The following is a 22,472-nucleotide window of genomic DNA, read 5'->3' on the forward strand; positions in this document are numbered from 1 at the left end:
GATGATCGGGCCATCCGCACAGGACGCTTCCCCGCCGCCGATGAGGCGGCTGTGGAGGCGTCTTTGGCTTTGAGCCAGCATAAATCTAGCTCGCTGCTCATAGACTGGATGCTAGATAAGCTGAAGTTTGCCAAGACGGAAAGGAAGAGGCCGTATGCGAGTTTCACGCGCCGCCCGTTTTCCCCGCTGGACGCAGGCCCGTACGAATCAATTGCTGCTCCTGCTTGTTTGTTTTGCGTTTGGCGTCTGGCTTGCGCTGCTGTGGCGCGGGGGGATGACGCTTCCGGTGTCGGTGCGCCCGCGCCAGCCCGCGCCCGATGCTTACCGTTATGCAGCCTATGAGGCGTCGAACGGGGTGAGGCTGCATACGATGCAGACGAGCCCGGACAATGTCCGGCTGCTCGCGATCCGCTCCAATGTGACGGATACGGCCGAATACGGCATCAATGGCGGTTTTTTCTGGAACGGCGATCTGCTGAGCATTGCCGTGGAGGATGACCGGCCGCTCAAGGGTCAGCCGCATGATTACGGCTCAGGCTGGAGCAATATCGACGTGCCCAAGGGGACGCTCGTCTGGGACAAGCAGTCCCGGCAATTTTCCGTACAGGTGGCGGAAGCGGCCAATCGGCTGCTTGTCACGGACCGGAGCCGGTACTGGGCGCAGGGCGGCGTCAGCATGTCGCTGCAGGCGGAGTCGCGCTGGTACGGGCAAGCGCTTGCGGAGGATATGCCTTTGATTGACCAGCGGCGTCTTCGCTCCGCAGCCGTCTACGATGCCGATAACCGGCTGTGGATGGCTGTCACGGACCGGCCAAGCACGGCGGAAGAGTTCCGCTCGGCGATTATGGAGCGGATTGCGCCGGGGCGGCTGATCGACGGCATTTTCCTCGATGGGGACGGTTCCTCTCAAATGCGGAATGCGGAGGCCCGGCTGCCGGGCGATCGGCGTGCTGTATACCAGATGATGTCGTTGATTCATCAATCTTTCGACCGCTAGCCGGAGATATTCGGACTGCGGTCGCTTTTTTAGCGGAAAAACGGCCGAATTTTGTGAAAATTGATAAAAAGTGCAACGATTTGGGTATTTATACGTATAACCTTATGTGGAGCACAACAGAGACCAGGAGGGATGGAGATGGTGGAGGTTTACGCAGGGATGCTGATTACCGGTGTGCTGTTTGCTGTCGTATCGGTCTTATTCGGCGACGTGCTGAGTAATGCGCTTGACGGCATGCTGGATTGGATGAGCGGAGAAGTGCATCACGCGCTGCAGCCGATGGTGCTGTTCAGCGGCATCACGGTCATGGGAGGAGCAGGGTGGCTGCTCACCCGGTACAGCGCATTCGGCACGGCGGCCATTCTTGGACTAAGCATCCTGGCAGCCGCAGGCGGCTCCATCCTGATTTATCTGGTCTACATCAAGCCTATGGGGAGGACAGACAGCTCGGTCGCATTTTCGATGCAAGACCTGATCGGCCGCATCGGCGAAGTGTCGATCCCGGTGCCTGCCGTTGGCAGCGGCGAGGTGCTGTTCCGCATCGGCGGCAGTGTAACGAACCAGATCGCCGAAAGCTTTGATCAGGAGAGCATTCCGGCAGGAGTGCGGGTGGTGACGGTTGAGGTCCGTGACGGAGCCGTGCTGGTTTCGCCGCTGGACACCCATTCAACGATAAGGAGTGGTGATGCATGAATGAAGTAGGCAGCGATGTATTCGTAGTTCCCGGTATTATCATAGGTGTCATTATTGTGCTTGGGTTGGCGTTCTGGGCCCGGTACAAAACGGTCAGCCCGGATGAGGCGATGATTGTGACTGGATCATTTCTTGGCAGCCGCAACGTGCTGGAGGATGACACCGGACGGCGGATTAAAATTGTGCGCGGCGGCGGTTCGTTTATTTTACCGATATTCCAGCAAGCGGAGTTTCTGTCCCTGCTGTCGCATAAACTCGACGTTTCAACCCCGGAGGTTTACACCGAGCAAGGGGTTCCGGTGATGACGGACGCCGTGGCTATTATCAAAATCGGCGGTGCCGTCGAGGACGTCGCGACAGCGGCAGAGCAGTTTATGGGCAAACCGACCGAGGCGCTCAAAAGCGAGGCGCAGGAGGTGCTCGAAGGGCATCTGCGGGCGATTCTCGGCTCGATGACGGTCGAGGAGGTATACCGGAACCGCGATAAATTCGCGCAGGAGGTGCAGGGCGTCGCGGCCAAGGATTTGAAAAAGATGGGGCTGCAAATCGTCTCGTTTACGATCAAGGATGTGCGCGACAAGCACGGTTACCTGGATGCGCTTGGCAAGCCGCGGATTGCGGCGGTGAAGCGGGATGCGGACATTGCCGAAGCCGAAGCGATCAGGGATTCCCGGATCAAGAAGGCACAGGCCGAGGAGGAAGGGCAGAAGGCCGAGCTCGTGCGCGATACGAATATCGCGGAAGCGACCAAGGAAAAGGAGCTGAAGGTCGCCTCCTTCAAAAAAGATCAGGATATGGCCCGCGCCGAAGCGGATCAGGCTTATCATATTCAGGAGGCCCGCGCCAAGCAAAGCGTGGTCGAGGAGCAGATGCGCGTCGAAATCGTCCGCAAGGAGCGGGAAATCGACCTGGAGGCGAAAGAAATTTTACGTCGCGAGAAGCAATATGATGCGGAAGTGAAAAAGAAAGCGGATGCTGACCGCTACTCCGTCATTCAGGCGGCGGAAGCCGACAAGGCGAAGCAAATTACGCAGGCGGAAGCGATGCAATTCCGGATCGAAGCCGAGGCGAAAGCGATGGCCGAGCAGAAGCGGCTGGAAGGCTTGGCGATCGCCGATGCGGAGCGGGCCAAAGGTACGGCTGAAGCCGAGGTGATCCGGCTGCGCGGCTTGGCGGAAGCGGAAGCGAAGGAAAAGCTGGCCGAGGCATTCGAGAAGTTTGGCGAAGCGGCGGTTCTGGACATTATCGTCAAGATGCTGCCTGAGCTGGCCGGACGGATCGCGGAGCCGCTCCAGTCGATCGACAAGCTGACCGTCGTCGATACCGGCAACGGTCAAGGCGCAACCCGCGTCAGCAACTATGTGACCGAGCTGATGGCGACGGCGCCCGAGATGCTCCGCAGCGTCAGCGGTCTTGATGTCGAACAGCTGATCAAAAAATTCACAGGTAAAACGGCGGCCAAATTCGCCGCTCCCGCCGCTCCGTCGTCCGAGCCGCTTGCGGTGCAGGCGGACACAAAGCCGACGAAGCCGGAGTAAGCAAGCTCTAACGGGATCAATCATTTAAGCCGTATTTCGTTCAGGACGTTAAATATTTCTCCGTCAAAATCGACAGCAGCTGGATGCCGACTTCATTTTGCCCGCCTTCGGGGATGATGATGTCGGCATATTTTTTGGACGGCTCGATAAACGCTTCATGCATCGGCTTGACGGTGTTCAGGTATTGATCATGAACGGACTGGATCGACCGGCCGCGCTCATCAATGTCCCGCAGCACGCGGCGCAAAATCCGAACGTCCGGATCGGTATCAACAAACACTTTAATATCAAGAATGCCGCGAAGCTGCCCATCGGACAGCACGTGCAATCCTTCGAGGATGACGATTTTGTTGGGCGCAAGCGGCAGCGTTTCAGTCGCCGAGCGGGCATGGTTGGCAAAGTCGTAGACCGGCGCGGCAATCGACTGCTGCTGCTTTAACTGCTGCAAGTGCGTATACAGCAGCTCATTGTCGAAGGCGAGAGGGTGGTCATAGTTGATCGCTTCGCGTTCGCTGAAAGGAAGATGGGGATTGTCTTTATAATAGTTGTCTTGCGAGATGAAGGTGACCTTGTCCTGGCCGAGCCGTTCGATAACGGATTTGGCGACCGTCGTCTTGCCGGACCCGGTGCCTCCGGCGATACCGATAATTAACATGTTGGGGTTGTCCTCCTGGCAGCGATCTGATTCAGTTGTCTTCTTATTCGATTGTCTATTGTAGCACATCATCCGGGGGAAAACGAGCATAGCGCTATTCGGTTTTGATCCGGCTCCTTATTCGTTCTATTTGTTTCCATGTAAAAAATTGAACGATTTTAGTTTAAAAAATCTGTGCATTTTCCGATAAATATAAATATAGATAGAGATAGTAAATCGTATATATCGTATATATTGAGGATAGCGAGGGAAACGAATGAAGATTTCTGAGATCAAGCTGCCATACATTCCACCAGTGAAGTTAACGACCAAAGCCGAGCTTGTTGAGATCCGGTTGAAAGAAAATCCAGAAGCGATGAATGAGAAGCTGGGCACCGTGACTGTTGTTTATGACGGCTTTTATAGTGGAGTTCTTTCTCCGATGACGGAGATGGAAGGTCTTACAGAGGATGAAAGCAGAAGCATAACACTTGCGCTACAAAAAGCGCTCACACATGGGCTAAATTCCTATGATGATACAACAGAAGCCGCCACGATTGCGCTCAGAAAGGCAAAGCTCGATTATATTACAAATAATCTCGTGCCAGAGCGATTGAGAGAGCAGGCGAAGCAGTACGTGAACGATCATATTTCCCATGTTATCGATCAACGGAACCGAAGTATCGAGTGGTCAATGAAGGCCAGCGAAAAGATTGCGGCTATGTATAACAGGAATCTGGATCAGTTCCAGAATGGCAGCGAACGGACACATACGGAAATGGAGCAAATGCTGTCGTATACAGCTTCCATTGATTTCGGAAGCCCGCAGGCGTTGTCTTCGTCGCTCAACACAGCATTTTCAAATATAGAAGCATTGATGACCAACTCGGTGAGAGGCTGGCGAACGGATGCTCAGGAGGGTTTGGCTCATATGGGAGAACAGGTGCAGCGCTTGAAGGACAACTGGGTCGAGTTTGTCCATAATGTGCATCAACCGTTGCCAGCGTTACAGTCGCGTGATCTATCGGACGAAGTTTGGAACGCGCAGCCGATCCGGTAGAGGGTGTCGTTTCATCCACTTGTGTTAGCCACGGGAGCCGACTGCCGCCCAAGCTCTTGCTTCGCAAGCCAAAAGGTGATTAACTGGTCTGAGACGAAACCGATTTTTGTTCAGACAGGAGTGCGTTGGCTTGCGTGTGCTGATCGTTGAGGATGATATCCGTTTATTGGAAGCTATAGCATCAGTGCTGGAGGATGAGCAGTACCAGGTGGACCGGGCGGATAACGGGCATGAGGGGCTGCTGCTGGCCCAGCAGGATTGCTACGACCTGCTGGTGCTCGATATTATGCTGCCGGCGATGGACGGGCTGGCGCTGATTCAGGCGCTTCGCAAAGATGGAATCCGTACGCCATGCCTGTTTCTGACGGCCAAGGATTCGATTGATGCGCGGGTTCGGGGGCTTGATGCGGGAGCGGATGATTATCTGGTCAAACCGTTTGCAATTGATGAGCTGCTGGCGCGGCTGCGCGCGCTGCAGCGGAGAAAGGGGCAAGAGGCGGAGACGGCGCTGACGTATGCCGGGTTGACGTTGTCCCAGCGGGAATGCGAGGCGCTGTATGACGGCAGTCGGGTGAAGCTGACAGCGAAGGAAAGTGAGCTGCTTGCCTTTCTGATCCGGCATAAGGAGCAAATTGTGCGGCGTGACCAAGTATTTGTCCGGGTATGGGGGATGGATTCGGAGTCTAACGAGACGGCTGTCGATCTGTACGTGCATTATTTGCGTAAAAAGCTGCATGCCTGCGGCTGCGACGATTATATTCGCACGATCCGCAGCGTGGGCTACATGCTGAAGGCAGAGCGTGCCCATGTTTAACCGGACGCGCTACCGGCTGACGCTGCTGTTTTCCATCGTATTTTTTCTGCTGCTGAACGGACTGGTCGTGACGCTGTACATTTCGACCGAGAAGCGGCTGTACCTGCAGACGGACCGGGTGCTTGAGAATGAAATGCGCGGCTTCGAGGGGGCGCTGACCCGGCAGTCGCGGCGGGAATTTCCGTTCCGTCCCGTGCGGCTGGTCACGATGCTGCAATGGGATGCGGACGGCAAGCTGCAGCTGCAAATTCCCCGCGACCTTGTGGACGAGAAGCTTCCGGCGCTGCTGCGCGCCTCCGGGGTTGAGGGGAGCATCGTTAATGTGTCGGCCAGCGATGCGGAGTATCGGCTGCTGACAAAGGAAACTGCAGCCGGACGGCTGCAAATCGCGTATAACCTCGAGCCGGAGCGCAGTGTGCTGCACAATTTGCTTGTCGTAGCTGCGACAGGCAGTCTGATCAGCGTCGTGATTGCGGTGCTGGCGGGGTTATTTCTGGCTGCCCGCGCGCTGGTCCCGATTCGCAAGGCGTGGGAGCAGCAGCAGCAGTTTGTGTCCGATGCGTCGCATGAGCTGCGTACGCCGCTTTCGGTGCTGCACATTCATCTGGAGCGGCTGTTCCGCCATCCGGACCGGACAATCGAGCAGGAAAGCGAGAAAATCGCGGTCATGATGGACGAGACGCGCCGGATGAGCAAGCTGGTCGGCGATCTGCTGACGCTGGCGCGCTCAGATGCGCAGGAGCTGAAGCTGCACCGGTCCCGCGTGGAGCTGGACGAGCTGGTGGCCAAGGCCGTGCGCGGCTTTGAGGAGCTGAGCCGCATGCGCGGCATCCGGCTGCAAAGCGCGGTGCCGCATCCGGCGACATTGGCTGGCGACCCGGATTATTTGCACCAGCTGCTGGTCATTTTGCTGGATAATGCGCTGAAATATACCCGCGAAGGGACAATCGCCATCGAGACAGCGGTTGAAGGAACGCAGGTCATGCTGCGGATTACGGACACCGGCGTCGGCATTGCGAAGGACGATCTGCCGCATATTTTCGACCGGTTTTACCGGGCCGACAAGGTTCGCGGACGAGCGGACGGGGGAAGCGGTCTCGGCTTGTCGATTGCGAGGTGGATCGTGCAGGCGCATCAGGGTACGATTCATGCGGAAAGCGTCGAAGGCGAAGGCACAGCGGTCGAGGTGTGGCTGCCGCTGGAGCGGTAGTTGTGCTCGGCGGCCAGCGATGAGATTCAGGGTTTGACCCCTTGGATTTCGTCAGTTACTTTTAAATACGCAACGTAATTGGGATGCTGATGTGCGGAGTATGGGGTAGTATGGCAAGGTATTAACACAAAAATGAGACAATCATTAGTCCGTTATTTAAGAAAATATTTTATTCTCAGAGCTCTCCTTTTCTAGGGGAGGCGGTTCTGAAGGATAGATTAAAATCATTTATTAAATACCGACTTAAGGAGTCGTCAATTGAAAAGAAAGTACATAAAGATAACAAAAATAAGTGTTTTTATTATTGTTTTGCTTCTTGCAGTCGGATTGGTGTTTCCAACATGGACACCTCGAATTGAAGGAGATACTAGCATAAGTACTTTAAAACAGATCGAGATTAATGGCACTGATCATGAAGTCATGATTAGAGGAGTGGACCGACGCAATCCGATAGTAATCTTTGTTCATGGTGGTCCTGGTTGTTCTGAAATTCCTTATGTGCGGAAATATCAAGATTTACTTGAAAAAAACTTTACAATTGTACACTATGATCAACGTGGAAGCGGGAAGTCGTATCACTTTTTTGAGGATTACTCTAATTTATCCGCAGACTTGCTCGTAGATGATTTGTTGGCATTAACTGATTATGTTGAGAAGGAATTTGGACAAGAAAAAGTGTTGCTGATAGGCCATTCTTTTGGCACATATATTGGGACAAAAGCTGCCGCAAAAGCGCCTGACAAATTTGTTGCTTATATTGGAATCGGGCAGGTTGCCGATCATGGGAAAAGCGAGTTGGATAGCTTGAATTATTCCATTGAACAAGCAAAATTAGCCGGTAATTTAAAGGATGCAGAACGATTAGAACAGCTTCGAGGTCCAATAGAAAAAGGGGAGCAGCTTACTCCAAGAGATATGGTTCGAAAATATGGCGGAGCAGCTAGATTAATTGATGATAATAGGGATTATTACACAGGGTTTCTCTTTAATCCGGAGTACAATTTGCTTGATCTTATTCGCTATTTAAAAGGAGTTTCATTATCACAAGAAATTTTGTTGGATGAAGAGTCAAAACATACTATTACAAGTATTGTTGATAAAGTAGATATACCCGTTTATTTTGTCATGGGACAATATGATTATATGACATCTGTAAACGCGGCAAAAGAATACTTTGAAGTACTGGAAGCGCCCAAGAAAGAGTTTGTTATTTTCGAAAAATCCGCTCATTATCCTCAGTTTGAGGAGAAAGAGTTATTTGCTGAATGGTTAAAAAAACAAGGAATCAACTTAAATTCTGAGGAGTAGTCAGTCTCTACTCGTCAGATGTGGAGTCGGGATACTTTAAAGAGTTCAGGTCACCTTGATCGGGTTTTAGCCGGTGCTCCGGATTGAAATTATTGTTCGGCATTTATGAGAGAAAAATATTTACATTTTGTTAATTCATGCTTGGAAATCGGCAGGAGGCTGAAGACGCGGCGCAAGAGGTAGGGCACGATATGTAGCTTCTGAAGTCCGGAATGTGATAGGGTAGGGCTAAAAGTAGACAAGGAGTGTGCCATCTATGAATGTGCAAGCGGTTATGCAGGAGCTTGAGGCTCTCGGCAAGGAACGGCTGAAAAAAATGTACGTGTCCAATGGCGCGCACGAGCCTGTTTTTGGCGTGGCAGCAGGGGCGATGAAGCCGCTCTTCAAGAAAATTAAAATCAATCAACCGTTAGCTGAAGAGCTGTACGCTACCGGGAACTACGACGCTATGTACTTTGCGGGAATGATCGCGGACCAAGAAGCAATGACCGAGGCGGATTTTGAGCGTTGGATTGACGGGGCTTATTTTTATATGCTGTCCGATTATGTGGTAGCCGTAACCTTGTCGGAGTCGGCTATTGCGCAGGAGGTGGCCGATAAGTGGATCGCCAGCGGCAAAGAACTGAACATGTCGGCGGGTTGGAGCTGCTACTGCTGGCTTCTGGGCAGCCGGCCGGACGATGGATTTTCCGAAAGCAAGCTGGCTAACATGTTAAAGCTTGTGGAGCATACCATTCACGATTCTCCCGAGAGAACGAAATCGGCAATGAATCAATTTATTTACACGGTGGCGATATCGTTCATTCCGCTCCATGAGCAGGCGCTTGAGACGGCGAAAGGGGTCGGACAAGTGGAAATCAAACGGAACAATAAAAAGAGCAGCTTCCTGAATGCTGCGGAGAGCATTCAAAGGGCGGTGGAGAAAGGCCAGTCAGGCTTCAAGCGAAAACATGTCCGATGTTAAAGGAGCGTAAAGAGCTGATGCTTCGATAGCTGCATTTCGCACAAAGCACTCGGTAACCAGGGGGAATTTTGTCATACAAACGGTCAGCCGTCAGCTTGCGGCTGGCCTGTTTGCGTGCGCCAGGAGGATGCCGGACTGTGCTTTCATCGGGTAGCCGGATGACGGGCTGGCACTGATTTTTGGGTTCATCCTCAGCGGACGTTCAGCTAATTTTAAGCTTTTCCAATATAAATTTAAGCTAGGTCTGATTTAATGAATACATAGATCGCCGAGATCAGTAGTCATATCGGGAGGTACATAGCCTGTGAACAAGAAAAAGACGATCATTATTACCGTGGCTGCGCTGCTGGTGGCAGGAGCCGGAACGACGGTATGGGTTACCCAAACCGGGGCCACGAAGGCCAAAACGACAGCGACGGCACAGCAGCAGACGACCAAGGTGACCAAAGGCAATCTGCAATCCACAATCACAGGCACCGCGCAGCTCGCGGCTGAACAATTGCAAATGATTACGCCGCCCAAGGAAGGGATGATCAAGACGATCAACCTGACTCGGAATCAAAATGTCAAGCAAGGAGACCTGCTGCTGGAGCTGACGGACACGAGCCTGGTGGAGAAGCTGGACAGTGCGCAGGTGTCGCTTGACCAGTACACGAAGGATTTGCAGGACCTGCAGGAACAGCAGGCAGCGCTGCGGGTGAAATCCCCGGCGGCCGGCCGGCTGATTTTGGCTCAGAACATCAGCGAAGGCTCGTCTGTATCCAAAACGACGAAGCTGGCAACGATCGCCGATACGAGCGTGCTGACGGTGACGCTGCCGTTTATCCAGGAGGAAGTGGCGCAGCTGAACAACGGCGACGCGATCCAGCTGACCGTCGATGGCTACCTGCTGTCGAAGAGCGGGGTTGTGGAGTCGATCACAGCGGGAAGCAAGGCGGACAGCAAGGGGAACCGGCTGAGCGAGGTCAAGGTGCGGATCGACAATGACGGGACGCTGGACGCCGAGCTGAACGTGCAGGGCTCCGTGACGCTGAACGGATTGAAGGTCGAATCGTCCGGCTCTGCGAAGCTGCAATACAAATCGACATCAACGGTGTTTGCAGGCGTTTCCGGCACGATCGGCAAGCTGGAGGGCACCGAAACGCGTAATGTTCGTTCCGGCGAAGCGCTCGCTACGATTGTCAACGATACGCTTGCGCGCGATATGACCAACAAGCAGCAGCAAATTGACCAGCAGACGAAAACGATTCAGGATTTAAATGATCAGCTGGCGAATCTGAAAGTATACGCGCCGTTCGATGGTGTGTTCTCTACCGACTTCGCAGATACGAAAACGAATGTGCTGTCTTCCTACCGCGTAGGCTCCACGATAAAAAGCGATGTGAAGCTCGGAGCGGTCGCGAGCCTGGATACGCTGCAGCTTGCCGTCAGCGTCGATGAGCTGGACTTGCCCAAGGTGCAGGTCGGCCAGAAGGCGCGGGTGCGTGTAGACGCGATTTCCGGCAAAACCTATGAGGCAACGGTCGCGCAAGTGTCCACGGTCGGCACAACGGCCAACGGCGTCAGCACGTACAGCGTTATTCTGGGGATGAAAAGCAGCCCTGAGCTGAAATACGGGATGACAGCCAGCGCCGATATTATCGTGACGGACAAGAAGGGCGTGCTGCTGCTGCCGGTGCAAGCCGTACAGACACGGAATGGCAAAAGCTCCGTCGGGATCAAAAAAGCGGACGGCACAACCGAGCGTAAAGATGTAACCGTCGGAGTCAATAACAGCACGCAGGTTGAAATTGTTGAAGGGTTGGCCGAGGGCGACGAGGTTGTACTTGGCGGAACGACACGCAGCAGCAATCTGACGGAGCAGCAAATTCAGCAGATGCGCAACCAGTTCCAGCAGGGAGCGAACAATGTCGGAGGCGGCAATACCGGAGGCGGATTCCCTGGCGGTGGCGGCGGGTTCCCTGGAGGCGGCGGTGGCACAGGCGGCGGTGGAACGAGATAGAGTGCCGGGGAGAGGTGAAGCGGATGAGCTTGATTGAATTAAAAGATATTGTGAAGCAATTCAAGCGCGGTACGGAGGATTTGACGATTTTAAGGAGCGTGTCCCTGTCCGTGGAGCAAGGCGACTTTATCGCCATTGTAGGGCCGAGCGGCTCCGGCAAGTCCACGCTGATGAATACGATTGGCCTGCTGGATATGCCAACCTCCGGCTCCTACAAGCTGGATGGCGTCGTGACCGAGAAGCTCAAGGATGATCAGCTGGCTGAAGTACGGAATAAGAAAATCGGATTTATTTTCCAACAATTTAATTTGCTGCCCAGGCTCACCGCGATTGAAAATGTTGAGCTGCCGATGATTTACGCGGGGATGTCCAAAAAAGAGCGGAGAGAGCGCGGCATGCGCATGCTGGAGACACTGGGGATGGGCCAACGCTCCCATCACCGGCCTAGCGAGCTGTCAGGCGGACAGCAGCAGCGTGTTGCGATCGCCCGCGCGCTGGCGATCGGTCCGGCGATTTTGCTGGCGGATGAGCCGACAGGGGCGCTTGATTCAACGACTGGTCAAGAGGTGCTGGAGCTGATGATCGAGCTGAACCGTTCCGGCAATACGATTGTGCTGATCACCCATGACCTGCATATTGCGGATCATGCGAAGCGGGTCGTGACGATTCGTGACGGGGAAATTGTCAGCGACAAGCGCAATGACCTGACGTCCGGCGGCTTGCCTGGCTTGCAGACGGCGGAGGTAGGCGTATGAGGGCTTCTGAATTAATCTCGATGGCGCTAAAGACGATTACCGCCAGCTGGATGCGCACCCTGCTGACGATGCTGGGGGTAATTATCGGCGTCGCCTCCGTCGTAACGCTCGTATCCATCGGGCGCGGAACGACTGCGGCGATTGAGAAGCAGTATGAGAACCTGGGAACAAATCTGATTACGGTCAACATTCTCGGGCAAGGCCGGGCGAGCAGTCTGGATTACAACGAGGTGATGCAGTTTGAGGAATTCCCGGAGTTTAATTATTTGGCTCCCGCGGTGTCGGGCGGCAATGTCAATGTGAAATATGACCGGACCCAGGACACCTATACGGTGATGGGCACGAATGACCGGTATTTTTCCATTACGAAAACCGAGCTGGCTTCGGGCAGGCTGATGTCGGAGTCGGATATCGGCTTCCGGACGAATGTGGCGGTGCTCGGCAGCACCGTAGCGACCGAACTGTTCGAATCGGCCGATCCCATAGGAAAAACGATTAACATCAAGGGCTACGAGTTTGTCGTGATCGGGGTGCTCAAAACGAAGGGCAGCAGCTTCGGCGTATCGGTGGATGAGTCCATCGTGGTGCCGCTGACAACAGCGCAGCGCCAGCTCGCGCTGGGCAATATTCGAACCACGTATATCGAAGCGAAAACGAAGGACCAGATGACGCTTGCTCAGACGACGTTTTCCAACTATTTGAAAACCAAGTATAAAAGCGCAAACGGCTTCCGGATTTTGAACCAGGATTCACTGGTGGAGGCGCGGACGGCAGCGACCAGCTCGCTGACCAGCCAACTGGTTACCGTCGCATGCATCTCGTTGCTCGTCGGTGGCATCGGGATTATGAATATTATGCTCGTGACGGTGACGGAGCGGACCCGGGAGATCGGGATTCGCAAGTCGATCGGCGCGAAGCGCAAAAATATTTTGGCGCAGTTTTTGGTCGAGGCCGTGGTCATCAGCGGCTTGGGCGGCTTGCTCGGCCTGATTCTGGGCATCGGTATTTCGCTGGCCTGGCCTTATTTGAATAAAAATCAGCTTACCGTCATTTCATGGGACATCAGCTTTTACGCCTTTCTGTTTTCAGTCGCGGTCGGTATTATTTTCGGCCTCTATCCGGCCAACAAGGCGTCCAAGCTGCGTCCGATTGATGCGCTGCGTACCGACTGACTGCCTGGGCGCCGTTCCTGCTGCCGCGGTGTGCATGCTGTCCTTCGGTTAATCGTCAAGTCAAGTCATTCAAGGAGGTTTCTACATTGGATAACAAGTTGAATTACAGTCCACCCCGCCGGATGAAATATCCGCTGATCGCCTGGGTGCTGATCATTGCCTGCCTGGTGCTTTACAGTCTGTGCCCAGGCATCTCGTACGCGGGCAAGGAGGGCGTGTTCGTCAACAACAGCGTGTTTTTCACGCTGGAGGAAGCTTCGCTGTCGCGCAGCGCCGATAGCCAGTCGATGCAGTTCCGCGTGATGCTGACCAATGGCGGCAGCTCGGCGCTGGACTTTAACAACTATGGCATTAATGTAACGACGGCCGACGGAAGAAGCTATTATTCGCAGCTAAGCGAGAAGGCGGATGCGCGGGTAGCGCCGCAATCCAGCCAAACGTTCGCCTTTATTGCGAAGATCGCGCCGGATTTGGCGTCCGACCAGCTGAGCGTTACGTTTTACGACCGCAGCCGCAGCATGCTGGAGCTAGGCTCGCTGTCCGTATCCAAGGCGATGTTGTTCCAGCAAAACGATCACCAGTTTGTCTTTGATCTTGCCAAGGTAGACGCTTCGCTGACCGGCAGCACCTTTGTCACTGTTCAGCTGGGTCACTCTTATGCTTATCCGTCCGATGGCAAATGGAACATCGCGCTGGACGCAACCGCCAGCGTCTCCGGCACAAACAGCACCTGGGACCCGACAGGCATCAACTATGTGCTGCTGGACAGCCAAGGCCGCAGTACAGCGCTGACCGTCACAAAAACAGCGGACAGCAAGCTCGCCGGCGCAACAGTCAATCATCTGCTGTTGACGGCCAAGCTTGACGCACAGCCTGAGCTGGGTCGGCTCGCGCTTGGTTTGAATGTAAAGGCGACAGCGAAGGAGCTGGGCCAGTTGGGGCTGCAGTCGTTGTTTACCCAGGTCAAGCCAGGCGAGAAAGCGCCATTGACCGGCTCCGGCAAGGAAGGCTTGACCTTGGAGGCAACCAAGGCTGAGCAGGTGATGCAATCCGGCAAACGCCTCGGCATCGTAACCGCCGCGCTGCATAATGGCAGCAGCCGCTCGATTGCCAATCCGGTGCTGACCGGACTACTCGTCTCGAAGGATCAGCAAAGCTCGCTAACGATGGAGACGATTACCGGTACCGAGAAATATACATCGGCGGGCAAGGATGCGGGCTACCAGTTTGTCGTGGAAATTCCGGACGAGCTGGTGTCAAGCGGCTACGAGGTTTATGTGATGGAAAAAGCGGAGGCGACAGGAGCTACCGGCAGCAGCACGGCATCCGGCTCGACGGGCAACGCAAGCAGCTCCGCGACGGCATCGGCCAGCCTGCCGCTGGTCGCGTGGGATTTAAGCGGCGGACTGCAGGAGGGCGAAGCCGGGGCGCCGGTATCGGAAGCCGGGCTGGGCGTACCGTTTGTCTTCAAAACGGATAACCAGACGGTGGATAAGCATCTGGAAGTAGCGCTTGTTGAGCTGAACGCGCATTCGAATCCGGATACAGGCTATCAATCGGTGATCGCCAAGTACAGCTTCACCAACAAAGGCCAGGAAACGATCAAGCTGCCCGAGCTGGCTACCGAGCTGCAGGACGTATTCGGCAAAACGTATGCCGGCACGAAGCAAACTACGGTGCTGAAGGAGCTGGTGCCAGGCGCAGCCTATGCTTACAGCTACTCCTACCTGCTGCCTCCAGGCGTGACGGGCGGGTTCAAGCTCAGCATTTTGGAGGGAAGCGGCGCCTCGACTGTGAAGCTGCCGATTGCGGTCAAGCAAGTGGCTGTGCAATCCGTTGACGGGGACAAGCCGGTCATTAACGGCACAGTGCTTCGTCTGTACCCTTATGAAGTGAAAATTAACAACTGGCAGCTCAGCGGCAGCTACAGCAACAGTACATGGGCGTACAAGCTTGGTCTGGACTTGAACATTACGAAGAAATCGGAGGTCATGGTCGACGATGCGACCGGCTCGCTGGAATTTGAGCTGGTAGACCCGACTGGCCGCAGCCTTGGCAGCAGCACCTATACGCTGCAAGGCACGAACAAGCTGGTCAACGACTTCCAGACGGTTACGCTGACGAATGTCAACAATAATCAGTTCCAGTATCCGCTCAGTGTTCGCATTTATGAAACGGTTCAGACGTCAAACGGCGCTGCGAAACGGCTGCTTACGACGCTGAAGCAGTAATGGACTGAGGCCGCCTCGTATCGAAGGAGCGCGGCCCACGCCGTCCGATTTCAACGGGACGAGCTGCAACGAAATACCGAAGGCCGTCTGCCGCTGACGCGAGGCAGGCGGCCTTTGTCGCTTGGTCGGAGTCAAGCTCTGGCGAAACCTGGGCGCTTATGATATGCTGAACGGATAAACCTCGGCTGGACGAGAGGGATGGACTGTCCGTCAACCCGTTCGCCGGTTGAAGGAGGAACGCCCTTGAACGAATCGTTTATCCGGATTAAAACGCTGGAGGGCGAGCTGAAGCTGTCCCATAAAAAACGGGATTTCGGCTTGACCGTATCTACCAAGGAATTGGTCTACCAGAAGCCGCATGCCAACTATCATATCCGGCTGGCTGATATTATCAGCATCACGCCGTTCGAGCTGCCGATCGGGGCGAAGCCTATGCGGATTCGCCGCGAGGGCGCCGGTGCAAGCGAGCTGGTCAGCGTCGAGACGGGGATGCAGCATTACCGCATTTACGCGAGGGAGGCCATGCTGCACAATCGCAGCGGAATGTTCAAGCTGACGACGGTGCAATTTATTTTGCCGGTGCTGCACGATCTGCTGCTGGCCATTTCACGGTACGGCGGATTGGATGCGGTGAATTGATTTGTTCGAAGCAGCACGAAGAGGGAGTCTGCAAGTGGAGGAGATCATGTGAAAAATCTGGATAAGTTTAGCATGGATTTCTTTGATCGATTGTTTATACCACCCAAGACGGACATAGCTTTCAATCAGCTATTTGAATTCCTTCATCGGCCATAAGGTGGTTGACTTGGAGTATGCGAATGTTGAGCTAACCAGCGAGAGGCTGGAGGACAAATTAAGTCGATTGGACCTTGTCGTTCGTACGGATACGGGTGTTGTGATCAATATTGTAATTCAGGTGGCTAATGTTCAAACTTACCCGGAACGATCCGTTTATTACGGCTCCAAGCTGTTTTCCTCCCAGTTGGTCAAGGGAGCATCCTATAGCAAGCTTCAACCGATCATTTGTGTCAACATTTTAGACTTCCCCTTGGAGTTAAATGTGGGAGTGAAGCACCCTCACTCCATTTATAAGTTCAGAAGGTCCGGGTCTGATCTGTCCTTAACGGATAAGTTTCAAATCCATTTTATTGAGCTGCCGAAAATTTCTGAAAAAATTTCTCTGGAATTGGACGCTGACTTTTATCGGTGGTCATCCTTTATAAAAGCAGTCAGGGTGGAGGAGCTCGATGAGCTGCGTGGACATAATGACGTCATTGACGAGGCTGTCTCTGCGTACAAGTCACTCCTTTCCAGCGCCCAGTATGACGAATTGTTTCAACGACTGAAGGATTTAAGTGATATCGCCACACTGACCGAGGAAAAGTTTCGGCAAGGGATTGAGGATTCGATTAGAAAGATGCATAACAGCGGTATCGATTCAGTTAAAATTTCCGAAATTCTTTTGCTTGAGCATGAGGATGTCCTGCGGGCTTTGCGCAAGCTCTGAAAGCCAGAACTGCTGCTCTGCTTGAATGTACGTGCTTTGCACATGGGCGTAAATGAACGTCTGCGACTATTGAACGTATCCAACAAATTTTTTTAAAATAAGGGAGGAATTTTCAATGAATTCATTTGCCTTTCAAAACCCGACTCGCATTTTGTTTGGGGAAGGTATGGTCGATAAACTGGGCGAGCAGCTTGCTGCTGCCGGCTATAAAAATGTGCTGCTTGTCTACGGCGGCGGCAGCATCAAGCAAAGCGGGCTGTATGACCGCATCGTGAAGCAGCTGGAGCAGGCGGCTGTGACGTTCGTCGAGCTGTCAGGCATCGAGCCGAACCCGCGGCTTACGACGGTTCGCAAGGGCATCGAGCTGTGCCGCAGCCATCAGGTTGACTTTATTTTGGCCGTCGGCGGCGGCAGCGTCATCGACGCGGCCAAAGCGGTTGCCGTCGGCGTCCCTTATGAAGGCGATGTGTGGGACTTCCTGATGCGCAAAGCGGAAATTAAAGCCGCGCTGCCGCTCGGAACGGTGCTAACGTTGTCCGCGACCGGCTCCGAGATGAATGGCAATTCGGTCATTACGAATTGGGAAGAAAATCTGAAAAAAGGGTTCGGCAGTCTGCATGCATATCCGAGATTTTCGATTTTGGACCCGACGCTGACCTACACGGTGCCCTCCAATCAGACGGTGAACGGGATTGTCGATACGATGTCCCATGTATTTGAGCAATATTTTAGCCTGACGCAGCATACGCCTCTGCAGGAGCGGCTGTGCGAATCTATTTTGCAGACGGTGATCGAAAATGGCGAGAAGGCGCTGGCTGAGCCGGATAACTACGAAGCGCGCGCCAATCTGATGCTGTGCAGCACCTATGCGCTTAATGGCGGCATGATCAGCGTTGGCATGCAGCAGGATTGGGCTACCCACATGATCGAGCATGAAGTGAGTGCGATTTATGATATCGCCCACGGAGCCGGACTGGCGATTTTGTTCCCGAACTGGATGACTTATGTGCATAACGAGCGTCTGGACCGGTTTGTGCAATATGCCGTGCGGGTCTGGAACGTTGATCCGGCTGGAAAGTCCGATGAAGAAGTGGCGCTTGCCGGGATTGAGGCGACCCGCAGCTACTTTACGCGGATCGGCGCTCCGGCGCGGCTTGGCGACCTGAACATCAGCGACGATCAACTGGAGACGATGGCGCAGGAGACGGTCCGCTTCGGCCCTGTCGGCTCGTTCCGCAGGCTGGAGTCCGCCGATGTGCGTGAAATTCTCCGCTCCAGCCTGTAGCAGAGCGCTGTTTGATGAGCAAGAGCGGTGTTGAACCAAACCGGCTGAACCGGATTGTATTTATGATCGTCACCATCTTGTTCTGGTGCTCGCTTTATGTGTACGTGCCTGTGCTGTCGCCTTATCTGGAGCATCTCGGGTTGTCCTACACGATGATGGGCATCGTGCTGGGCGCATACGGGCTGATGCAGATCGTGCTGCGGCTGCCGATAGGCGTCGCTTCCGACCGGATGAAGCAGCGCAAGCCTTACGTCGTGCTGGGCATGCTCAGTGTGGCGTTGAGCTGCGCTTGCTTTGCGATGGGGGAGCGCCTGGAATGGGCGCTGGCGGGACGGATTATGGCCGGGATCGCCGCTTCGGCGTGGGTGGCGTTTACCGTCATGTACGCAGGGATGTATGCTAAAGAGCGGGTCACACAGGCGATGGGCATGATCAGCCTGCTGACGGCGGCAGGCCAGCTGATCGGGATGAGCGTCAGCGGGCTGCTGGTGGAAACAGGCGGCTACACGCTTGCCTTCCAGACAGGCGCTGCGCTCGGGCTGCTCGGCTTTGCCTTGTCCTTTCTGCTTAAGGAGCCAAAGGCCGAGCTGGGAAGACCCGCCATGAGCTATGGCGATCTGTGGCCGGTGATGAAGGATCGGATGCTGTGGAAGGTGTCCACGCTGTCCATCGTGGCGCACGGCATTTTGTTTATTACGATGTTTGGCTTTACGCCGTCTTATGCGCTTGCCTTGGGCGCGGATGAGCGGATGCTGACGCTGCTCGTGCTGGCTTTCATGGTGCCGCATGCGGCGACCGCTTATTTATCCGGGCGGCTGCTCGCTCCGCGCTTCGGTGCATGGCGGGTTGCGCTGGTTGGCTTCGCGGTCAGCGCTGTCTGCTCCGCAGCAACTTCGGTTGTGCCGGGGCTCGGCTTGCTGATCGTAACCCAGGCGCTCAACGGCGCTGCGCAAGGGCTGCATTTGCCGCTGCTGCTTGGGCTGGCGATTCAGCATATCGAGGAGGAGCGGCGGGCGACCGCGATGGGCTTCTACCAGGCGACGTATGCGGTCGGCATGTTTGCCGGGCCGTTCGCAGCAGGCGCGCTGAATGAGTGGGGCGGTCTGAGCAGCGGCTTTTATTTGGCCGGAGGTCTCGGCGTTCTGGCGGCGCTATTGACCTGGCGCTGGTTTCTGCGCAATACAGGCGGAAGCAGGACTCGTCCGCCAGCCGTTCCGGGAGTCGGAGAGGCGAGGCTTTAAACGTATGCTGTGCTGCCGGTCGACAGATTCGGACGCAGCATGTATAGCCGGCTCGCTTTTGCCCGACACTAGGGAGTGAAGGAGTTGGTTGTCGTGCTAGCGCTGCTGATTGCCGGATCGTTGATCGTGCCGCTGCTGCTGTTTGCTTTCCGTTTTTTTTCTCCGACGCTGGCGCTGCTCTTTGATCTGGCCGCGCTGCTGGCGCTGTATAGCTTTGGCTGGATATCGACCAGCATGATCAACCGCATTTTGCGGGACGACATGGTGATGATGACCGAGGTTCACCGGTTATTTTACGATCCGGTCTTCCTTGCAAGCGGAGCGTATTTGGGCGTGTATGCCATCTATAAGGTAGGGTGGTCCAGTTTCCGCGGCTGGCGGGAGCGCTCCTGAAACCGCCCAGATTCGCCCGCCGGACATCGTTCAATAACGAATTACCTCCGTACAAGAAACAGCGGCAGCTATGGACGAGAAAAAAGTCCGGAGCTGCCGCTGTTGCTATGCAGCGGAAGGATTGACTCCGAGCGGACGAAGGCAGGTCGGTTTTTCTCAGGATTGCCAAACAAATGGCTGTCGATTATAATCTAATATATGAATGATTGCTCATATGTTTGTGTTTAAATATTCTGCTACAAGGGTGATGACGGATGTATGACGTCGTGGTTGTTGGAGCTGGGCAAGCGGGCCTAGCGACAGGGTACTATTTAAAGCAAACCGGACTGCGCTTTTTAATGATTGATGCTGCCGCTGCAATCGGTGATTCCTGGCGTAACCGATATGATTCTCTGCAGCTTTTTACTCCAAGGATGTATGATGGGTTGCCGGGGATGCCGCTTGACGGTGATCCGCAGGCTCTGCCGAGTAAAGATGAAATAGCGGACTACCTTGAAGCCTATGCCGAGCGTTGGGAGCTCCCTGTACAAATGGAATGCCTGACCCTACGTCTATGGAAGGAAGGGGAGCTGTTTTATCTGGAAACAACAAAAGGCATCCTTCAAGCGCGTCAGATTATCGTTGCGACAGGACCTTTCCAGATGAAGCATATCCCTGAATTCTCGAAATCCCTTTCGGAGAATGTTCTTCAGCTTCATTCTTCGGCGTATAAAAACCCTTCGCAGCTTGCTGATGGAACGACAATCGTTGTTGGAGGGGGTAATTCGGGGGCGCAAATTGCATCTGAATTAGCATTGGCGCATAAGCAAGCCGTGCACCTGTCCGTAGCTCAGCCGATCACGTTCAAGCCTTTATTTATCTGGAAACGAAGTATATTTTGGTTTTTTGACAAGCTTGGTATGCTCCGGGCAAGGAAAGAAAGTCGGATTGGGAAATGGTTGCGCAAGCAGCCTGAATACGTATATGGGTACGAATTAAGAGAATTAATAAAAAACGGAAAAGTCAATGTCGGTCCTCGCGCTCTAAACGCAATAAATAACCGGATTATTTATGAGGACGGGAGAGAGTTGGAAGTAAGCAACGTTATTTGGGCTACCGGATTTCGGCGAGATGACAGCTGGATTGATATAGCCGGCGCGCTTGATTCAAAAGGCGCAATGTTACACAGCGAAGGGGAATCGCCCGTTAACGGATTATATGCTGTAGGATTGCCTTGGCAAACTTCACGAGGCTCCGCACTGTTGGGCTGGGTCAAATCCGATGCTGAGCGAATCGTAAGTAGTATTATGCGTAATAAGGACATCCGTTAAGGGCATGAGGAACATGAGTTGAAAACAGTTGCAGCGAGGGACTAGATTTTTTGTCCGCCACTGCAGCTGTTTTTTTATTTTCAAGAACAGTCCGCTGCTTGATTTTCTCCCGATGGAAGTGATTTTTGTCACACAATTTATACATTTCTGTATTAGTAGTATTCATTAAAACTACTAAACAGAATGAAGATAGCAGCTAAAATTTGACTAAAAATGGTTCATTTCTGTGATTTTAAGGTGAATTTATGGAAAAAACACTATACGCGTTTCTTATATACTGTTATACTGATGCCAAGGAATTGAACTTCCATTCCATCTTGTTCAGAGGGGGCGTTACTAGCATGACGGTTCTACCGAAAATGAACGAGCTCGGCTTTTTCGAAATCCGGCTTGAGTCGATCGGCGGTCTCGGCGCTAACCTGGCAGGCAAAATGCTTGCTGAAGCCGGCGTTGTCGGAAGCGGTTTCAACGGAGTCAGCTTTTCTTCTTATGGTTCAGAGAAAAAGGGCTCCCCGGTGAAGGCACATATTCGTTTCTGTGATCTGGATACGAACATTCGGGATACGACGCCTGTAGAGCGGCCGCATGTGGTCGGCGTGTTTCATGAGAATTTGTCGAAGACGGTCAATGTGGTCAGTGGAATTTACGAAGACAGTGTGGTATTGGTCAATTCTACCAAAAACCCCGAACAATTGAAAGAGAAAATGAAGCTTACCGGCGGCATTGTGGCCGTTGTTGATGCGACCGGCATTGCACTGGAGGAGAAAAACCGCGCGAATATGGCGATGCTCGGCGGATTGTTCCGGTTGTGTGAATTTCTGGACTTCGAGCATATGAAGGGCATTATCCGCAAAAGCCTGGAGAAAAAATATCCCGGCGCGGTCGAGCCGGCGCTGCGTACGTTTCAGCGCGGTTATGATGAGGTGAGCTTCCAGACGTTTACGCTGCCGGAAGGGATGTCAATGCCTGAGCCCAAGCGCTGGGATATTCCGGTATATGGTTATCTTACGCAGCCGATCGGCGGCATGGTTGTCAATCCGGGCAATAACATCCTGAAGGATCTGAGCATTTCCCGCAACGGGATGATGCCGCATTTCGATGATGAGAAGTGCATTCACTGCGCAGCCTGTGACACCGCTTGTCCCGACTTTTGCTTCGTGTGGGATGAGCAGCCGGATAAGAAGGGCCGTCCGCAGATGTTTCTGCAGGGCATTGATTACCAGTATTGCAAAGGCTGTCTGAAGTGCGTGGTCGCCTGTCCGACGGAGGCGTTGTCCGAGAGCCGCGAGACAGACGGGTACGCCGAGTCGCATCGTGTAGCACACCGCTTTCAACTGGCCGAGTAGGCCGTCACATAT

Annotated in this window: 20 protein-coding genes; 19 read left to right on the forward strand and 1 reads right to left on the reverse strand. The window is 53.9% G+C overall.

Annotated features, from left to right (window positions below; all coding sequences use genetic code 11):
• Window positions 1-154: 154 nt before the first annotated feature.
• The 3 genes from AC6ROY_RS10720 to floT all read left to right on the forward strand — a co-directional run bounded on the left by AC6ROY_RS10720 (window position 155) and on the right by floT (window position 3,228).
• Complete coding sequence (locus AC6ROY_RS10720; protein WP_500100355.1) at window positions 155-997, forward strand: phosphodiester glycosidase family protein; 843 nt, start codon at window positions 155-157, stop codon at window positions 995-997.
• A gap of 138 nt (window positions 998-1,135) precedes the next feature.
• The gene (locus AC6ROY_RS10725; protein ID WP_500100356.1) at window positions 1,136-1,690 is read left to right on the forward strand and encodes an NfeD family membrane protein; all 555 of its coding nucleotides are present in this window, start codon (window positions 1,136-1,138) and stop codon (window positions 1,688-1,690) included.
• Window positions 1,687-3,228: a flotillin lipid rafts scaffold protein FloT gene (gene floT / locus AC6ROY_RS10730; RefSeq protein ID WP_500100357.1), complete on the forward strand. Its 1,542-nt coding sequence runs from the start codon at window positions 1,687-1,689 to the stop codon at window positions 3,226-3,228. Before AC6ROY_RS10725 ends, floT begins: the two co-directional genes overlap by 4 nt.
• A gap of 40 nt (window positions 3,229-3,268) precedes the next feature.
• Here the strand turns inward: floT and udk are convergent, their stop codons facing one another.
• Window positions 3,269-3,883, reverse strand: a complete 615-nt coding sequence (udk, locus tag AC6ROY_RS10735; protein WP_500100358.1) for a uridine kinase — start codon at window positions 3,881-3,883, stop codon at window positions 3,269-3,271.
• 256 nt (window positions 3,884-4,139) lie between these two features.
• Here udk and AC6ROY_RS10740 point away from each other — a divergent pair, with 256 nt between their 5' ends.
• From AC6ROY_RS10740 to AC6ROY_RS10815, 16 genes are all read left to right on the forward strand, one after another.
• Window positions 4,140-4,922 (forward strand): hypothetical protein, encoded by a 783-nt coding sequence (locus tag AC6ROY_RS10740; protein ID WP_500100359.1) that lies wholly within the window; start codon window positions 4,140-4,142, stop codon window positions 4,920-4,922.
• A gap of 130 nt (window positions 4,923-5,052) precedes the next feature.
• The gene (locus AC6ROY_RS10745) at window positions 5,053-5,736 is read left to right on the forward strand and encodes a response regulator transcription factor (RefSeq protein WP_500100360.1); all 684 of its coding nucleotides are present in this window, start codon (window positions 5,053-5,055) and stop codon (window positions 5,734-5,736) included.
• Entirely contained in the window at window positions 5,729-6,946 is a 1,218-nt protein-coding gene (locus AC6ROY_RS10750) for a sensor histidine kinase (protein ID WP_500100362.1), read from the forward strand. The genes AC6ROY_RS10745 and AC6ROY_RS10750 overlap by 8 nt, the downstream gene beginning before the upstream one ends.
• 258 nt (window positions 6,947-7,204) lie before the next feature.
• On the forward strand, window positions 7,205-8,254 hold the full coding sequence (locus AC6ROY_RS10755) for an alpha/beta fold hydrolase (protein ID WP_500100363.1): 1,050 nt from the start codon (window positions 7,205-7,207) through the stop codon (window positions 8,252-8,254).
• 256 nt (window positions 8,255-8,510) lie between these two features.
• A complete protein-coding gene (locus AC6ROY_RS10760; RefSeq protein WP_500100364.1) occupies window positions 8,511-9,218 on the forward strand; it encodes a DNA alkylation repair protein in 708 nt (235 codons plus the stop codon).
• 304 nt (window positions 9,219-9,522) lie between these two features.
• Window positions 9,523-11,220 carry a permuted SH3 domain-containing protein gene (locus tag AC6ROY_RS10765; protein WP_500100366.1) on the forward strand — a complete coding sequence of 566 codons (1,698 nt, stop codon included), beginning with the start codon at window positions 9,523-9,525 and terminating at the stop codon, window positions 11,218-11,220.
• 23 nt (window positions 11,221-11,243) lie between these two features.
• A complete protein-coding gene (locus tag AC6ROY_RS10770; RefSeq protein WP_500100367.1) occupies window positions 11,244-11,975 on the forward strand; it encodes an ABC transporter ATP-binding protein in 732 nt (243 codons plus the stop codon).
• Window positions 11,972-13,147: an ABC transporter permease gene (locus AC6ROY_RS10775; RefSeq protein WP_500100369.1), complete on the forward strand. Its 1,176-nt coding sequence runs from the start codon at window positions 11,972-11,974 to the stop codon at window positions 13,145-13,147. Before AC6ROY_RS10770 ends, AC6ROY_RS10775 begins: the two co-directional genes overlap by 4 nt.
• 86 nt (window positions 13,148-13,233) lie before the next feature.
• Window positions 13,234-15,378 carry a hypothetical protein gene (locus AC6ROY_RS10780; RefSeq protein WP_500100370.1) on the forward strand — a complete coding sequence of 715 codons (2,145 nt, stop codon included), beginning with the start codon at window positions 13,234-13,236 and terminating at the stop codon, window positions 15,376-15,378.
• A 243-nt stretch (window positions 15,379-15,621) separates the two neighbouring features.
• Window positions 15,622-16,017, forward strand: coding sequence for a hypothetical protein (locus AC6ROY_RS10785; RefSeq protein WP_500100372.1), 396 nt, complete (start codon window positions 15,622-15,624; stop codon window positions 16,015-16,017).
• A gap of 133 nt (window positions 16,018-16,150) precedes the next feature.
• Window positions 16,151-16,885: an Rpn family recombination-promoting nuclease/putative transposase gene (locus AC6ROY_RS10790; RefSeq protein ID WP_500100373.1), complete on the forward strand. Its 735-nt coding sequence runs from the start codon at window positions 16,151-16,153 to the stop codon at window positions 16,883-16,885.
• Between the two features lie 115 nt (window positions 16,886-17,000).
• Window positions 17,001-18,170 (forward strand): iron-containing alcohol dehydrogenase, encoded by a 1,170-nt coding sequence (locus AC6ROY_RS10795; RefSeq protein WP_500100374.1) that lies wholly within the window; start codon window positions 17,001-17,003, stop codon window positions 18,168-18,170.
• Between the two features lie 14 nt (window positions 18,171-18,184).
• A complete protein-coding gene (locus AC6ROY_RS10800) occupies window positions 18,185-19,411 on the forward strand; it encodes an MFS transporter (RefSeq protein ID WP_500100376.1) in 1,227 nt (408 codons plus the stop codon).
• A gap of 93 nt (window positions 19,412-19,504) precedes the next feature.
• Entirely contained in the window at window positions 19,505-19,804 is a 300-nt protein-coding gene (locus tag AC6ROY_RS10805; protein WP_500100438.1) for a hypothetical protein, read from the forward strand.
• A 254-nt stretch (window positions 19,805-20,058) separates the two neighbouring features.
• Window positions 20,059-21,114 carry a flavin-containing monooxygenase gene (locus tag AC6ROY_RS10810; protein WP_500100377.1) on the forward strand — a complete coding sequence of 352 codons (1,056 nt, stop codon included), beginning with the start codon at window positions 20,059-20,061 and terminating at the stop codon, window positions 21,112-21,114.
• A gap of 341 nt (window positions 21,115-21,455) precedes the next feature.
• A complete protein-coding gene (locus AC6ROY_RS10815) occupies window positions 21,456-22,460 on the forward strand; it encodes a 2-oxoacid:acceptor oxidoreductase family protein (protein WP_500100378.1) in 1,005 nt (334 codons plus the stop codon).
• Window positions 22,461-22,472: the final 12 nt, after the last annotated feature.

It is taken from the genome of Paenibacillus sp. sg306046, assembly GCF_059821225.1.

What these genes read in the sequence shown, in the direction of transcription:
- AC6ROY_RS10720 (WP_500100355.1), top strand. Translation starts at nt 155, where the DNA reads ATGCGAGTTTCACGCGCCGCCCGTTTTCCCCGCTGGACGCAGGCCCGT.
- AC6ROY_RS10725 (WP_500100356.1), top strand. Translation starts at nt 1,136, where the DNA reads ATGGTGGAGGTTTACGCAGGGATGCTGATTACCGGTGTGCTGTTTGCT.
- floT (WP_500100357.1), top strand. Translation starts at nt 1,687, where the DNA reads ATGAATGAAGTAGGCAGCGATGTATTCGTAGTTCCCGGTATTATCATA.
- udk (WP_500100358.1), bottom strand. Translation starts at nt 3,883, where the DNA reads ATGTTAATTATCGGTATCGCCGGAGGCACCGGGTCCGGCAAGACGACG.
- AC6ROY_RS10740 (WP_500100359.1), top strand. Translation starts at nt 4,140, where the DNA reads ATGAAGATTTCTGAGATCAAGCTGCCATACATTCCACCAGTGAAGTTA.
- AC6ROY_RS10750 (WP_500100362.1), top strand. Translation starts at nt 5,729, where the DNA reads ATGTTTAACCGGACGCGCTACCGGCTGACGCTGCTGTTTTCCATCGTA.
- AC6ROY_RS10760 (WP_500100364.1), top strand. Translation starts at nt 8,511, where the DNA reads ATGAATGTGCAAGCGGTTATGCAGGAGCTTGAGGCTCTCGGCAAGGAA.
- AC6ROY_RS10770 (WP_500100367.1), top strand. Translation starts at nt 11,244, where the DNA reads ATGAGCTTGATTGAATTAAAAGATATTGTGAAGCAATTCAAGCGCGGT.
- AC6ROY_RS10775 (WP_500100369.1), top strand. Translation starts at nt 11,972, where the DNA reads ATGAGGGCTTCTGAATTAATCTCGATGGCGCTAAAGACGATTACCGCC.
- AC6ROY_RS10795 (WP_500100374.1), top strand. Translation starts at nt 17,001, where the DNA reads ATGAATTCATTTGCCTTTCAAAACCCGACTCGCATTTTGTTTGGGGAA.
- AC6ROY_RS10800 (WP_500100376.1), top strand. Translation starts at nt 18,185, where the DNA reads ATGAGCAAGAGCGGTGTTGAACCAAACCGGCTGAACCGGATTGTATTT.
- AC6ROY_RS10810 (WP_500100377.1), top strand. Translation starts at nt 20,059, where the DNA reads ATGTATGACGTCGTGGTTGTTGGAGCTGGGCAAGCGGGCCTAGCGACA.
- AC6ROY_RS10815 (WP_500100378.1), top strand. Translation starts at nt 21,456, where the DNA reads ATGACGGTTCTACCGAAAATGAACGAGCTCGGCTTTTTCGAAATCCGG.